Origin of the sequence: Vibrio sp. OPT18, assembly GCF_015163615.1 — a bacterium.
GTDB classification, from domain to species: Bacteria; Pseudomonadota; Gammaproteobacteria; order Enterobacterales; family Vibrionaceae; genus Vibrio; species Vibrio coralliirubri.
Window position 1 is genome coordinate 16,683 of record NZ_JADDYK010000073.1, and the last position, 14,397, is coordinate 31,079.

The window sequence follows — 14,397 nt, forward strand, 5'->3', positions numbered from 1 at the left end:
CGCGGTGGCATAGGAGCTGTTTTAAGCTAGAGGTTGTCGCCACTCTCTAATGCTCGGATACGTTGGTCGATGTTATCGATCATGGTGCTAACACCAATCGCACTGTATTGCTCATGCGCGTTTTGAAGATGAGTTCGAGCTTTCTGTAACGTCGGCACATCTCCGACAGAGGCCGCATGAGGCTTACCTTCATCGTTACGCAGGAGGTACAGGCCCGCGAACTTCAACCATTTAGCCGTGGGCTTTTCGTTGATGCTCCAGTCGTCGGTGACCTTCTCAAATACCTGGGAGAAGTAAGGCTCAATCGATTGGCCTTTGTCTGCCATACGTTCTGACCAAGCCAACACTTCGTCTGCGCAGAATGTGGCAAAGTCTCGCTTGAATCGCTCAGGAGTATCTAGCCCGCGTTCAATAGCAATGTCACACCACTCAATCGCTGTTTCTAGATCCTCGATATCGAAGAGCCAAATTACCATTTGAGTGAATAGCGGGTTATCGAACTGCTCGTCACCAGCGAGGTAAGCTTCAATCGCTTCACGGTATTTAGGTACCAAAACTTCACGTTTGTGGTTAACCTTTTCATCCTTACGATTGAAGGTTTTTAGCACCTTCAAATCGCTTTCGAGTTCAGCTAAAAGCAGGTGAAGGCTGTTAGGATTAGCAACAAACTGTTTCTCAGGTGTCGATTGCTTTTGCTGTTTTGCCAAAGCTTCTTGGCGCAACTTTGCTAATGGACTGGCCATGTCTTCCCCTTAACCTGCAGCTGGCACAATGACAGTGACTTTTTCAATCGCTGCAAACTTGTGGTAATTGCCCACCGCATAACCTTCCATACGTAGGTATGACGTTTCGAAGCGCTTACGGTCTTCTTCATTACGAGACTTACGCCACTGCGTTCCTTTTTGAGTCAGGATTTGCAGGTTGGTCAAGTTCGTTACCCAAATCATGTCTGGCGGGAAAAATGGCGGTGTATACACCATTTTACCTGCAACGGTCTTAGCCAAGCTCTGCGCGGCTTTGTGCTCGGAGGGTACTTCTGCCGATTCCAATAAGCGATGCTGCTCTGCGGCTACTAAGTTGCGACCAATCAAAACCACTAAATCAGGGTCGCCTTGATGCACTTCATGGATAGTGGTGTTAATCAGATCGTTAACCAGTGAATCGAGGTTTCGATATGAACCCTCGGTTGCCCCTGTCGAATCCAATTTCACCGCAGGTAAGACTTGAGCCGGTGCCTTCTCTTTTGCGAGTTGTAGCCAGCCTTTGTTAACGTCTTCACCCATTGGGTTTGCTTTAGGGTCGGTACTCTCACCCGCAATGGAGATGCCGTGGAAACCAATACGCAGCTTATCTAAGGCAAAATTACGCGTGATGGCGTTGTTCATCAGCTTCATCCACTGACCTTTACCACCCGAGTTCGCCCAGATTGTCATCGTGATCCAGTTGATGTGAGCGCCTGAGTCCGTTTCGGTTAGCTCGTAGGTATTGCCGCTTTGGTCAAGAGAGCCCATGAAACGACCGTCTTTAACTCGACCGGTCAGCAAACCACTGTCACCCACATCGATTACTTGACCTTTAATTTGGTCAACCGAGATATTCGAAACACGGTTTAAGAAAGAGTCGGATTCAACAATGGCTTGGCGAAGCTTGGTTTCCATCACAGGCGTGATATTGAATTGCTTAGACGCATCTACAACGCCGCCCGCTTTTGCTACGGCTTGGCAATATTCATCTAAAAATTGAGTCGATACTGCATTAAGCATTTACACGACCTCCACAGTTGATTCGCCGCCGTTGCCTTCTTCACCTGGCTTTTGACCAGGGACTTCTTGCTTAAGCTTCGCGAACTGGGTTTCAAGGTTTTGTACTTGTTCGGCTACAGGAGCAAGCTGCTTCTCTAATTCACTAGAGAACTGCTCCAAAGAGAACGTTTGAACTTCACCTTCGGGTTTTGCTTCGGGTTCGTTAGGTGTTTGCGTTTGCAGGTTAAACTCTTGTTTGAGTTCATCCTTTAGCTCACCTTTCATAATGCCGAACTGCTCTTTCATCGCAGCTTTGAATTGTTCTTCGGTCACTTCTTCTTCCTCTGGTTCAGGGTCAGGTTGTGGCTCTGGTTGTTCATCACCAGAATTGAAAAAGGCATTACACAAGGCAAAGAATCGGTCTGTTTTTGAGTAACACTCATCAAGGCTGATTTCTTCCAGTTGGCTGCAACTCAGCTCTGTGGTTTGACCTTCTTGTCGCGAAAACTGAAGTAATGAAACACCAGACGACGCCGGGGAATCGGTCACGGCTAATCCCATCAGGTAGCACTTTCCTTGCCCTTTATAGTCAGGGTTGGGTTCTATGGAGGTAAACAGCTTCTGCCCAAGCTTATTGGCTTCAAGTAAATATTGATTAGGTTCAAGCTTGGCAAACAAGCGCATTTTCCCATCCACTTCTTCAGCTTTTACGGCAAGTACTTTGCCCCAGTTACTTCCGTAACCAGCAAAGCGTTTGTGTTCAGGCCAAATCAAAGCGGTGTATTCACTCAAGGCGTAATTTTCTGCAATCTGCATGAGCCATTCTCGGGTGATCTTACGACCATCTACCGTCGGCCCTTCTGTTGCTACAATTTTCCAATCACTGGTTTTTGCCATTTGAGTTTTTTACCTAGTATTAATTTGTAAGTTAGGTGTTTCTGGCATTCACAATACGCCTTTGATTTACCCGTTTCAGCCACTTCAATTCCGCCCAATTCGGATACAGGGCGTATCCGAACTCATCCGAATTTTGCTATGCAATTTAGGTTGTTACCTCGGCGTATGATTGGGCCATGGCATATTCTCCTGAAACACGACACGCGGCCCGTTCCCTTTATTTAAAGGCTTGGACGCCCAATGAAATCGCTTCCGAACTAGGTTTGAACAGCACCAGAATCATCTATCACTGGGCTGACAAATTTGGATGGCGCGATATGTTGCGCGAGCAAACGATTGATGAATCGATAGCGCGTAGAATTGAAACCCTGCTTGAGCTGGAAAACCCGACCAAAGGCCAGCTCGATATGCTTGATAGGCTCATCAAGCACCACGTACAACTTAAAAAATTCCATGCTCAAGCTCAGCCAGTTGGAGAGAAACACTCATCAAACAAAACTGAACCTGTAGCTAAAACTAACGGTAAAAGCTCGCGTTCTAATAAGTCTGACGACAAGCAGGAAAAGAAGAGCAAAAAGAAGAACAACATTGCTGAGCTAACCAAAGAGAACTTCGCAACCTGGCATGAATCGCTCTTTGAATATCAGCATACGATGCGTAACAACCTGCACCAACGTACGCGTAATATTCTTAAATCTCGTCAGATTGGCGCCACCTATTATTTCAGTGGTGAAGCGTTAGAAGATGCGATTTTGACTGGCGATAACCAGATATTCTTATCCGCCTCTCGCGCCCAAGCAGAAGTATTCAGAAGCTACATTATTGCGATTGGTGAAGAGTTTTTAGGTGTTGAATTGACGGGCAACCCGATCATTCTCTCTAACGGGGCTGAGCTCAGATTCTTGTCCACCAACTCAAAAACCGCGCAAAGTTATCATGGCCATGTTTATGTGGATGAGTATTTCTGGATCCCGAAATTCGATGAGCTGAACAAACTCGCGTCAGCTATGGCGACTCATAAGAACTGGCGTAAAACCTACTTCTCGACCCCTTCCGCTAAAACGCACCAGGCTTACACATTTTGGACCGGTGACCAGTGGCGCAGAGGCCGTGATACCCGCACCAATATTGAGTTCCCCACGTTTGACGAATATCGAGACGGCGGCCGAATTTGCCCAGATAAGCAATGGCGTTACATAGTCACGATTGAAGATGCAGCTGTAGGCGGCTGTGAGCTTTTTGATATTGATGAACTGCGCGACGAATACAGCAAAGACGATTTTGATAATCTTTTTATGTGCATTTTCGTTGATGGCGCCAGCTCCGTCTTCAAATTCTCAGCACTTGAAAAAGCCATGGTGGACATTAGCCGGTGGCAAGACTTCAAGCCAAATGACAAAGACCCCTTCGATCGCCGTGAGGTTTGGTTAGGCTACGACCCAAGCCGAACTCGAGACAACGCTTGCTTGGTTGTCGTGGCACCGCCCATTGTTGCCGTTGAAAAATTCAGAGTACTTGAAAAGCACTACTGGCGAGGGTTGAATTTTCAATACCAGGCGCAGCAAGTTTCAAAAGTGTTTGAGCGTTATAACGTGAGCTATTTGGGTATTGATACAACAGGCATTGGCGCGGGTGTCTATGACTTGATTAACAAGAAACACCCACGAGAAACCGTGGCCATTCAATACAGTAATGAGAGTAAGAACCGCTTGGTGATGAAGATGATAGATGTGGTCGAAGCCAACCGCATTCAGTTTGATGCTGAACACAAAGACATCGCCATGGCATTCATGGCCATTAAGCGAGCGACCACCAATAGCGGCAACAATATGACCTTCAAAGCAGAGCGCAGCGAGTTAACTGGGCATGCCGATGCCTTTTGGGCGATTTCCCATGCCTGCATTAATGAGCCGCTCGATCACTCTGAAAAACGTAAATCAACTTGGCAGATGTAAATCAATGACTGAACAGACAACAGAAATAATCACGAAAGAATCCGCTAATGATGAAAGCTTGATGTTTAGCTTTGGTGAGCCAGAAATCATGGACCGTGATTTCACCAACTACGAATACAACGAGCTTTACTACAACGAAGACGGGAACTACTGGGAACCACCACTCGATAGAGCTGGCTTAAATAAACTGACTCGGGCTAACGCTTATCACGGTTCTATCTTAATGGCTCGCCGTAACATGATTGCGGGCCGTTACACCCAAGGTGGAATGCAGAAGCAGCAAATGCAATCAGCCGTGCATGACTTCTTAGAATTTGGTGACACTGCCCTGCTTAAGCTTCGTAACTACTTTGGCAAAGTCATTGGACTATGGCCTATTCCTACTATGTATTTACGTAAACGTAGGAACGGTGACTTTGCTTTCCTAGAGCGGGATGACAAACAAAAGAGTTACAAGAAAGAAGACGTCATATTCATCAAACAATACGACCCAGTTCAGCAAGTCTACGGTGGACCTGATTACCTTGGTTGTGTCCAGTCTGCTTTGCTTAGCCAGGACTCCACCACGTTCCGTCGCCGTTACTATAAGAACGGTTTGCACATGGGTTTTATCTTCTATGCGACTGACCCAAACTTGAGTAAAGACGATGAGGAAGACCTAAAGCAGAAGATGGCTTCAAGCCGTGGTGTGGGGAACTTCCGCTCGATGTTCATCAACATTCCAAACGGCAACGAGAAAGGGATTCAACTCATACCCGTTGGTGACATTGCAACAAAAGATGAGTACGAGAAAATTAAGAACGTCACCGCACAAGAGGTGATCACCGGTCATCGCTTCCCTGTCGAACTGGCCGCAATCATTCCAAACGGTGGTACTCGTGGTGACCCGATTAAATTTGATTACGTTTACTGTAAAAACGAAGTGATACCCGCTTGCGAAATGTTCATGGATGCCGTGAACAGCGACCCAGAAGTACCAGAACACCTGCATTTGACCTTCAATTTGGACAATGTCGCGGCCTAAGTAGCATGATGTTTTTTGCAATTACGTTTTTGACTGCAATTTACGCTCAGCCCTTTCTTCATAAGGGCTGATATACAACTCAAACGATCGTCATAAAACACAAACGATCATTAAAAAATCGACCTAAAATACAAAAACGCATACACTTCAGATAGTTAACAAAGCCAACCAGATCAACACTGATCGTCAGAATTTCAATTCCTTTCAATTTCTTGCACTCTTCGCAATTTTATTAGGCGCTCTATAAGCCGTTTTAAGGACTGTTAACTCGCGGCAAGCCCCATTATTCCTAAAGGGCTAGCGGCTTGTTAGCCTTCCATAGCGGCGCCAGAATTTCACTGAAATAGAATTTCGAAAAAATGAGATCGAAAACGCTTCAGGTGGGGAGAAGGAGTGAGATTTTCGTGTGTTAGGCGTGCTTTCTTCCGACATTGAAACAAACATAAAAAAACCACCGTTAAAGGTGGTTATTACTGAGAAAAATAATAAATATTACCTATCTACAGGTTGTTAGCTAGATCTTACCTTATCAATCAACTCTGTCATCTTCCTTTTGTAGTACTCTTTTGGTCCAGAACAAGTTTCAGGGTTGTTTAAACAATGCAATTTGTCGATAAGATTTCCATACATCCGACTTTGTGTGAAGCCCATTAATTCTAATAGTGCCGCAGGTGACTTCATTTCAATAAAACAACTTCTAGAAAGCTTTACCTTATCGTGAAAGCCATCATAGTGAAGCTCGCCTATAACTCTACGAGAACTATTGTAATTGTTATTATTTCCAATTATGCCAAAGCAATAAAGCGAAAGAATGACCAAGTCTGTGTAATAGTAATTGACTGTAATGTCATCATAATTCAGCGTCACTTCCTGTAAAATCACTCCACCTCCGATTCCTGCAGATAAGTTGGACCACATTGAATGCTTACGTAGTTGATGAAGCTCCGCTCTTAGAACACCTTTGGCAATACTCCACGATTTTGTTGAAGTATCAACCATTGTTGACTTGACCTGGACTTTTCGGCTTATATCTTCCGAATCTAGAACTAAATCATACCCATTGTCGTCAACATCAGTGCGGTAAGCTTTTAGATATCCTCCCTGCATTGCGTACGCTAGTTGTAAATCAAACAAAAGCTTATTCATTAACATCGCTTCACGACGAGTCGAATTCTCTGATTCGTAAAAAAAACGCCTAGATTTATCATTTTCCATGATTATTACTACCGGACTCTCCGCCGCCTCTTTAAACTAGAAAATTGCTTTCTTCATCCATATATAAACAACTAACTATTTTTAATCTCATCTGACTTTCTCTCAAAATTATCGATAAAGTCAAAACTTGCCTTCAGCAACAAATAAAGTGCCACATATTGATTAATTATATTGGAAGGCTTAAATTCAACTTTCCCAGTATAGTCAGCTATCGTCTTAGCATCTTCTTCTGAAGCTTTTTTGTCACCATATGTGGTAGTTGGTTGTTTGAGGATGCTTTCTCTAAAATCTAAAGATTTACTCTGTCTAATAAAACCTACACATAAATCTTCCATATCAGGCCATTTAGAGGCATACCCTAATTTTACTAGCTCCTCTAGAATTTCTGTAAATTCTGTGAGGTTTTCAAAATAGTAATCAATAGCTGGGGTAAAATTATTGTCCGTCAAGCGCATTGTAGATTTGAAAAGATCTCGCATATCTTGAAATTCAAAATATCTGTTCGCCTCTTTTCTATCCTGAGACGAAGGAACAGTAATAGGTGTGCAATAAGTAAGATACCTTTGTTTTCTTAATGAAACTAACCTCTCAAATGAAGTAAACCTTGCAATTGCACGCTTCTTATTTTGGTCTTCTATCCTTTCAAGCTCTTTCTTTTCGATTTCTTGAGTATGTTGAATCGATAACGCGTTCAAAAATAGACCAATAAGTAAAATTCCTAACAACGATTCGGTTGCTGCGGCAATTTGAGCCCATGAACTACTAGGTAGTACATCTCCATATCCAAGAGTCGTGATTGATACAATACTGAAGTAAAAATAGGTTATCCAACCTTGATTATGACTCCCAAAGTCTAAGTCAACCATCGAAAAAACAATGGCGAAGATAGGAATTAAGCTCAAGTACGCCAAAGCGTACACATATGCTTTACGAGAAAATATTACATCCATTTTTAACTCTAATTACTTGTTATTCAATTAAAATGCCGGTGATTTAAGGAAATGCCCAACAAGGCGTTGAACTACTGGTACGACGTCTAGCCTTCGAATCCAGTTAACATAAACATGTAACGGGCGTAACCAAGCATACCAAGCGCCGTGAATCACTTTTCTAAACTGATATTACGACAATACTCAGTCATACCTCAAAGAAGATAACCATATCCAATATTTACCATAATTTACAGAAACTTATGGTTAGCAAATACTATCCAAATCACAAAACTCCTGAATACAGTAATATCGGTCAGTTCGGTGTAATATGGCATTTATAGAGCACCTCTTAAGTCATCTTTGTAAAATGAAAAATAGATTCAAAGTCTACTGATCTGTATAAATCCTCACCGTAATTTAGTACCATGAACCTATTATTTCGATAGGTTCATGGTGTCATATGAGAGTAGTTTGCCAGGAGTGTGGCGAGAAAGCCCGCATACAAAAATCCAACCGAATTTCAGCGGGTTATAGCGACTTATATTGTAGTTGTACTGACCCTGAATGCGGCCACTCCTTCGTGATGAACCTGTCGTTTAGCCACACTCTGAGCCCAAGCTCAAAGACCACTTCGCAGATGGCCTTTGAATTGGTTAAAGCACTTAGTCCTGAGAAGAAAGCTGAGCTGAAGAATCAACTTTCAATGCTTTAACCAAAGCAACTAAGCGTCTTGCTCTAACAAAACCTAAAGCTGTGTTTCTAATCTTCATTGCCACCAACAGGAACAGCATTGAAGCAAAAATGGTAAGTGCTCCATATTGAAAGTTATTGGTAGAGCCTATTGCGCCAATGATTCCCAAAAAACAGCTCATTGAAGATAGCGCTATTGATACCAACCAAAAAAAAACCAATTCCAGCCTATCAAGGTAACTTTCTCTAGTGAATAAAAAGCCTTTCCCCAAACTCAGCCATTGACTCGCGCTTTCCATATGCTCTTTTGGAAATTCCCCCATCGCTAAATCATATGCTTCTTCAAGCTTTCTTCCTTTAATTAAGTCGCAACGAAAGCCCCAAGCATATCGAAACTGAATCTGTTCTACTCTTTGTTTCATACCATTTGTTACTTTTACATCTAGTGACTTTAGCGATTTATAGAGAGTAATAACCGCGAGATCCTTAGCGTTATATGTCAATTGCCATACCACATAGGCGCTACACCCAATAAAAAATAGTGCGAGCATACTACTAATAATTGCAGGTCCAGGTTCTGGAACAAAACTAACTAGCAATTCAGAAAGCGACTGTAGTGGACCAATATCTATGATTTCCATGTATTAAGCTAAACCTCGAACTTAGGGCTATCTGCATCATCTGCCATTTGGATGATCATCTGAATGGCTTCTACTTTTTTGTTATCTAGTTTGCCTTGATTGTCTGCGACCACCAATCCCATCAGATACGCGCCCACCTGAGCCCTACTTTTTTCATTAGTACTCAAAGCAACACCATCTATGATCAGTTCCAATGCTTGCTGGAATAACTGGTTTTTATCAGACATATCAATACCCTTAATAATAACACTTGAAAATATACTGTATACACATACAGCATTGCAACTAAAAGTATTAATTTTGAGGAGGGTGATTGAAGTTTCTAAAAGGGATTAACTGACCTCCAACCAGTCATGCGTGAAGTGCTTCAACTAATTGATAGTTTGAGTTATTTTTAGTACTTCGAGGTTCAACGCCCATTTTCATTAGTGCAACAGCAGTATTCATTCTGTAACGATGAATACTGCTGTTGAGTCTCCATCCAATAACTTTGCTCATTCTCATCCACATCCAAAATGGGAGGACTATCTTCAAATACTGCCTTCCAATAGGCTCGCCGTTCTTGGTGATAAACAAAGCTATTTAAGTAGTACTCGTCAGCGTCTTGTTTGAGATCAGCTAAATCCAAATCTCTACACTCCATAGACCAACCACGAGCACCAGCTGCCCAATACAGAAACTCATCAACCTTGGTGCGTGACTCATCACCTTCAAATGTCACCGAAAACCGGTTACCACTAGAAGCATGTACCCCACGTTCGCGGATCTCTCGATTCACCTTCTCAGCCTGTTTTTCTAAACGGATAATACGACATTGCATCTTGTCCGTGAGCTCTTTCGGCTTACCTTGTTGGATTGCTATCGACTTAGCCTTAATAGTTTGAGCTTTAGCAACAATCAGCTTTGATACCTTGCGTTTCAAAGGTTTTTTCCACTGTTCTAGCTTATGGCCAAGCTCCTTAATCACTGCGGTCATATTGTCGGCTTCAAAAGAGGCCAAGCATTCCCACTTTGGCGCTCGCGTACATTTCGATATGTTGTAGCGATTACCTCTTATAAGACCTTGTTCAGCATTTTCTCCCTTTGCTGCATAGCCCACCGCTTTGATGATGTAAGAACCTGCAGCTTTAGGCTTTTTGATTCGCTCAAGCTTTGCAAAACCATGCCCCCAAATTTTTTCTAGTCTTTTTGCCCAGGCACTAAAGAACCTAGGTTCTACATTCCACTTTAAAAGAACATGTACGTGAGGGTTGGGTTCACCATCCTCATTCGCTGGGCACTCAGCGACCCAAATGTAATGAAAATCGAGAGGTTTCTCTGTTGGGCCTACTTCACTAGGTTTACCAATATGAGCAGGGACTTTTTCAGTTGTTAAATCACAGTATTTCTGTCCGCTATCGGTATCAATTTGCAGAGTATGATCAGCTACCCACCCTCTTTGGTACATCTTCTTCATAGCATCGAGAATCCGGGAAACCTCTTTTCCCATAGTGGTTTCAATTGTTTTCTCTAATGTAAACCCACTCGTAGGCTTATCCTCCAAGCGGCAATAATCACCAGCAATATCTCCCTTGATGTTCATCAGCTTAGTTCGCGGTCTATTGGCAAATGGGACGGTTGAATACGGCCCCCCAATATTCATGACCGGTAACGCCACTCGTTTTTCAGTTGAGCTACTCGCGTAAGTCACCATGTTTCTTCGATAGCGAATTGGATGCCGGGCCCCTAACCCACCAATTTCAGATTCACTAGCCATACCACCAAAGATGGCCAAGCGCTGAGCCTGAGTAAAAGTAAGTGTCAAAAATGTTGTGAAACCTTCATTACTTACCGCCGAATATGCAGCGCTTTCGAAAATCTGAGTCACCGCCCGCTTGGTAAGTTTATCGGTATATCTGTCACCACTGTTTGCAGCTGGCGCTTTACTCGCTGGAGTCTGCGTAATGTGCTGAATTCGATATTGATTGAAGCACTTACGCTGCTGCAGTTGTACTGAGGTAGGAACAATTTGCGGTTCGCAGCGATTGACCTTACCTTTGTCACGCAAAACTGCAGGCGTATTTCGCCCTGTAGAGCAATAGAGCGAGTCGTGATTGAAATACGACTCTGAGTTTCGCAATACTTCCAACGGCTTCGAGACATTGTCTAGCAATCGCAGAGTCTGACGATTTCGCTCTATTCGATGCCTATATTTTTCTGTCGGACTTTTGCGCCCTTTGACTAGCCTATTGTCTTCGGCGATTCTCGCCGCCGCTTCGCGGTCGTGTTCTGTGCGATGATTAAGCGCTTTAAAGAGATCAGTAGACTTCTTCAGTTCCAACTCTCGTTTAGATTTTTGATTAAAAACGCGATCGTAAATCGGGATTTTCTTCACTAAACCAGAATCTAAAAGTGCTTGTTCTTGGTCGGTGTAAATTTTGGATACTAAAAAACCAGCTTTATAGCTGGCGTCGTTTCTACGGATTTTATCGAGGGGCATTACAGCCCCTGCGCTATAGAGTAAATCACTCAGTTCCACTAAATTGCCTCCAACTCCTGATTAGTGACCACCATAAAACCACTTTTGCCTTCCCCTTTTGAGATAACCCCCTTGTGCAAATGAGAGCACTCAAGTGTTAAGCAAGCTTGGTTAACCGCATCATCCATTGATTCGAAATCACCAACCTGAACATTGGCGACTTGCTGAGTTTCTTCATGGCGAACGATGCCACCGCTAGGACAAAGAAATACTGCTGAATACTCCATTATTCATTTACCTTCAGCGCTCTTAGATAGTTAGTGGCTTCATTAGAAAAGAAGCGAGAGTCTTGAATTTGTCGTTCTACATCAGCGGTTGTTAATCCAGCAGCATGCGTACTTTCTATTCCTGCCTCCATGCAATCTGCAGCTTCAACCAAGCGGTCCCTTAAATGTTCAATAAGAACAAGAGCCTCTTTCGGAATTAATAACGAACGCTCAATGTCATGCTTATCATCTAAATGGCTCATACGTTATCTCCTCTCGTAATACCAGTCACCGTAAGGCAGTGCTGTTCAAACTGGAAAAGCTCTTCATCGTCAAAGCACCCTAAATCTCGCAACCCCAACATTTCCAAAAATAAATGGCGGTTACTCATATCCAAACTCGCCCAATGGTGTAGTTGTGAAACCTGGTCTATCGAACCATTTCGATACCAGCTAGGAAATGAATGACCGAAGAACAAACGAGCACGGTCAGACTCCATTGCTTCTTTAATGTCAGCAATAACTTCTGACTGTGGGCGGTGTGTTTCCATTAGTTCCTGCTTCTTTGCAATTGCATCGAGTTGAATCAACAACCTTTCTCTTTGCCCTTGGCTACTAGCATTAAATCGTTCAGCTATTTGGGAGAACGATTGATTAAACAAATGAACTTCAAGACTCATAGTTGATTACCTCAGTTAAGATTCAGAAAGCCCCTTGAAGGGGACAAATATTTCTAGTTGTCGGTGAAAACTAAGACCAGTTACGTTTTATGCTCCTTGCTCTTCGGCTAATCGCCGTCTTCAACGTTGGGTTTTCCGCTTCTTCGTACTCTGTTCTCAGCTTGCTAAGTACGCCTTCACGAACTTGGGCTTTGACTTGTTTAATCATTTCTAAGCCTCTCGCTTTCTGCTCTTGGTTAAGGCTGTAAGCAGGTAAATCTGGACAAGGCCTATGAATTGGGTTGGTCGATTCCATCGAAGTTTCTCCTAAGTAAGTCCGGGAATAGCCGAACCATTAGCGACCAAATCCACACTCATAGCTAAGAATGGGGAAACGCCTTTTGTGCGGCTTTCTATATCGTTGATAAGAAGCACAAGGTTGCTAATACCCGCTTGTGCCTTTTGGATAATGATGTGTTTGTTAGTGCGACTAAGGCGATCTTGTCCTGCATGTTCTAAAGCCATACGAGACAAGTCACCAGAGTGCATCGCGTTTTCTAATGCGCGTTTGATGAAGGTTTCTTCACTCGCATCATTGGGGATTTGTGCGGTCACCACACCGAGGCCAAGCAAAAGGCTATTAAGAATGGTGAAGTTGCCACTCGCCTTGGTGATCATCACAAGTTCTACACTGGTAAGAATGTGCGGCTGCTCTGGGTTGAGCTTATTGCGCAGCATAGTGGCATTCATATCCACGGCCTTTGCTAACTTGGTCATGTTCTCCGAGTTCGCAAATGCACAACACGCTTCGTTAAATGCCTTTTGTTTAGAGCCACGGAATTCGCACATTGAGTCAATTTCGTTCATAACCAATACTCAATTGAAGACAAACGGGACGAAAACGAAGCCCCAACCAAGAACATTGAGCCATAACGGGCAATACTCTTTGGTTGGAATTAGGGAAGATAAACGCATGACGGCCTACCCCAACTTTTCCATAGCTTCACGAGTCGCCATTTCTACTAAGGCGATCATATTGATGAGAGGAGTTTCTTTACCTTTTGCTTTAGTTTTAATAGGTAAGCGGCCATCGGCTACCCAATCCATGATGGTGCGCTTAGGCATTCCAGAAAACTGAGAGTATTGGTCATACGTCATGAAAGGCGTATTTAGGACTACTTGATATGAGAGCATAGTGATATCCTGTTGTGTTATTGAGTGTTTCATTTCGGACAATAGGGTCGCACCCCGCACTGTCCAGTCATCATTTGAGTGAAAATATAGTCTTCTTATGAGTGAATTACAAGAGCAAATACCACCTTTTGAATACATTGGCGGCCGAGAAGTTACAGAAAGGATGAAGGAAGTCACGAAAACGAGAGACTTTAAGTCCCTTGGGGACGTACTTGGCATTTCAAAAGGAACGATATCTACGTGGCACCAGCGAGAGTTAACTCCCTTCGAAGTGATTTTGAGACTTCATTTGAAGACTGGCGCATCAATCAAATATCTGGCTTTAGGAGAAGGCGAAGCATTCCCTGATCAAGTAGTCCAAGAGCATACGTCTAAAAAAAATGAAGCTAAGACACTTTTTGATGTCGATTACTTCACTCTGACTAATGGAAAGCTTGTGGGAAATGAAACGCTAGCTTTTGATAAGAGCTACTTAGACAAACTTGGGGTTCTGAATGTAATGGGCATCGAACACGATGGGACTACATTCATTGTCGATAAAGAAGTTCACCAAGCAGTAAGCGGCACTTACCTAGTGGATATGGACGGCCTACTGTCTCTAAACGACATTCAGCGTTTACCAGGTAAGAAACTAGCGATCAGCTTTAACGGCTCGACTCTAACAGTTGAAGAAGATGAAGTAAGGGTTGTGGGTAGAGTTGCGTTGGCGATGGAGAAGAAGTGAA

Annotated in this window: 18 protein-coding genes; 4 read left to right on the plus strand and 14 right to left on the minus strand. The window is 43.3% G+C overall.

The window, feature by feature from the left end; translation table 11 throughout:
* Positions 1 to 26: 26 nt before the first annotated feature.
* Genes gpM through IQQ51_RS18215 form a run of 3 tightly spaced genes read right to left on the minus strand, consistent with a single transcriptional unit; the run spans position 27 to position 2,639 of the window.
* On the minus strand, positions 27 to 743 hold the full coding sequence (gene gpM, locus IQQ51_RS18205) for a phage terminase small subunit (RefSeq protein ID WP_193841745.1): 717 nt from the start codon (positions 741 to 743) through the stop codon (positions 27 to 29).
* Between the two features lie 9 nt (positions 744 to 752).
* The gene (locus tag IQQ51_RS18210; protein ID WP_193841746.1) at positions 753 to 1,763 is read right to left on the minus strand and encodes a phage major capsid protein, P2 family; all 1,011 of its coding nucleotides are present in this window, start codon (positions 1,761 to 1,763) and stop codon (positions 753 to 755) included.
* Positions 1,764 to 2,639 (minus strand): GPO family capsid scaffolding protein, encoded by an 876-nt coding sequence (locus tag IQQ51_RS18215; RefSeq protein WP_016788142.1) that lies wholly within the window; start codon positions 2,637 to 2,639, stop codon positions 1,764 to 1,766.
* A gap of 176 nt (positions 2,640 to 2,815) precedes the next feature.
* Here IQQ51_RS18215 and IQQ51_RS18220 point away from each other — a divergent pair, with 176 nt between their 5' ends.
* Both IQQ51_RS18220 and IQQ51_RS18225 read left to right on the plus strand, forming a co-directional pair.
* On the plus strand, positions 2,816 to 4,594 hold the full coding sequence (locus IQQ51_RS18220; protein WP_193841747.1) for a terminase large subunit domain-containing protein: 1,779 nt from the start codon (positions 2,816 to 2,818) through the stop codon (positions 4,592 to 4,594).
* 4 nt (positions 4,595 to 4,598) lie between these two features.
* Entirely contained in the window at positions 4,599 to 5,618 is a 1,020-nt protein-coding gene (locus IQQ51_RS18225; RefSeq protein WP_193841748.1) for a phage portal protein, read from the plus strand.
* Positions 5,619 to 6,128: 510 nt separating this feature from the next.
* Here the strand turns inward: IQQ51_RS18225 and IQQ51_RS18230 are convergent.
* A complete protein-coding gene (locus tag IQQ51_RS18230) occupies positions 6,129 to 6,833 on the minus strand; it encodes a hypothetical protein (protein WP_193841749.1) in 705 nt (234 codons plus the stop codon).
* A gap of 71 nt (positions 6,834 to 6,904) precedes the next feature.
* Complete coding sequence (locus IQQ51_RS18235) at positions 6,905 to 7,783, minus strand: potassium channel family protein (protein WP_193841750.1); 879 nt, start codon at positions 7,781 to 7,783, stop codon at positions 6,905 to 6,907.
* A gap of 442 nt (positions 7,784 to 8,225) precedes the next feature.
* Here IQQ51_RS18235 and IQQ51_RS18240 point away from each other — a divergent pair, with 442 nt between their 5' ends.
* Positions 8,226 to 8,477 (plus strand): ogr/Delta-like zinc finger family protein, encoded by a 252-nt coding sequence (locus IQQ51_RS18240; protein ID WP_193841751.1) that lies wholly within the window; start codon positions 8,226 to 8,228, stop codon positions 8,475 to 8,477.
* Here the strand turns inward: IQQ51_RS18240 and IQQ51_RS18245 are convergent.
* From IQQ51_RS18245 to IQQ51_RS18285, 9 genes are all read right to left on the minus strand, one after another.
* Positions 8,428 to 9,096, minus strand: a complete 669-nt coding sequence (locus tag IQQ51_RS18245) for a hypothetical protein (RefSeq protein ID WP_193841752.1) — start codon at positions 9,094 to 9,096, stop codon at positions 8,428 to 8,430. The two genes, IQQ51_RS18240 and IQQ51_RS18245, sit on opposite strands and share 50 nt — an antisense overlap.
* A gap of 8 nt (positions 9,097 to 9,104) precedes the next feature.
* Positions 9,105 to 9,323: a hypothetical protein gene (locus tag IQQ51_RS18250; RefSeq protein ID WP_193841753.1), complete on the minus strand. Its 219-nt coding sequence runs from the start codon at positions 9,321 to 9,323 to the stop codon at positions 9,105 to 9,107.
* A gap of 182 nt (positions 9,324 to 9,505) precedes the next feature.
* Positions 9,506 to 11,614: a hypothetical protein gene (locus IQQ51_RS18255; RefSeq protein WP_193841754.1), complete on the minus strand. Its 2,109-nt coding sequence runs from the start codon at positions 11,612 to 11,614 to the stop codon at positions 9,506 to 9,508.
* The gene (locus IQQ51_RS18260; RefSeq protein WP_193841755.1) at positions 11,614 to 11,841 is read right to left on the minus strand and encodes a hypothetical protein; all 228 of its coding nucleotides are present in this window, start codon (positions 11,839 to 11,841) and stop codon (positions 11,614 to 11,616) included. The genes IQQ51_RS18255 and IQQ51_RS18260 overlap by 1 nt, the downstream gene beginning before the upstream one ends.
* On the minus strand, positions 11,841 to 12,083 hold the full coding sequence (locus tag IQQ51_RS18265; protein WP_102341204.1) for a hypothetical protein: 243 nt from the start codon (positions 12,081 to 12,083) through the stop codon (positions 11,841 to 11,843). The genes IQQ51_RS18260 and IQQ51_RS18265 overlap by 1 nt, the downstream gene beginning before the upstream one ends.
* Positions 12,080 to 12,499, minus strand: a complete 420-nt coding sequence (locus tag IQQ51_RS18270) for a hypothetical protein (RefSeq protein WP_193841756.1) — start codon at positions 12,497 to 12,499, stop codon at positions 12,080 to 12,082. Before IQQ51_RS18270 ends, IQQ51_RS18265 begins: the two co-directional genes overlap by 4 nt.
* A gap of 70 nt (positions 12,500 to 12,569) precedes the next feature.
* Positions 12,570 to 12,794, minus strand: a complete 225-nt coding sequence (locus tag IQQ51_RS18275; RefSeq protein ID WP_193841757.1) for a hypothetical protein — start codon at positions 12,792 to 12,794, stop codon at positions 12,570 to 12,572.
* Between the two features lie 11 nt (positions 12,795 to 12,805).
* Positions 12,806 to 13,345, minus strand: coding sequence for a phage regulatory CII family protein (locus tag IQQ51_RS18280; RefSeq protein WP_193841758.1), 540 nt, complete (start codon positions 13,343 to 13,345; stop codon positions 12,806 to 12,808).
* 114 nt (positions 13,346 to 13,459) lie between these two features.
* Positions 13,460 to 13,672 carry a hypothetical protein gene (locus IQQ51_RS18285; protein WP_004742462.1) on the minus strand — a complete coding sequence of 71 codons (213 nt, stop codon included), beginning with the start codon at positions 13,670 to 13,672 and terminating at the stop codon, positions 13,460 to 13,462.
* 97 nt (positions 13,673 to 13,769) lie between these two features.
* On the opposite strand from IQQ51_RS18285, the gene IQQ51_RS18290 reads away from it, so the two are divergent.
* Positions 13,770 to 14,396 (plus strand): phage repressor protein CI, encoded by a 627-nt coding sequence (locus tag IQQ51_RS18290; protein ID WP_193841759.1) that lies wholly within the window; start codon positions 13,770 to 13,772, stop codon positions 14,394 to 14,396.
* The last annotated feature ends 1 nt before the right edge of the window (position 14,397 follow it).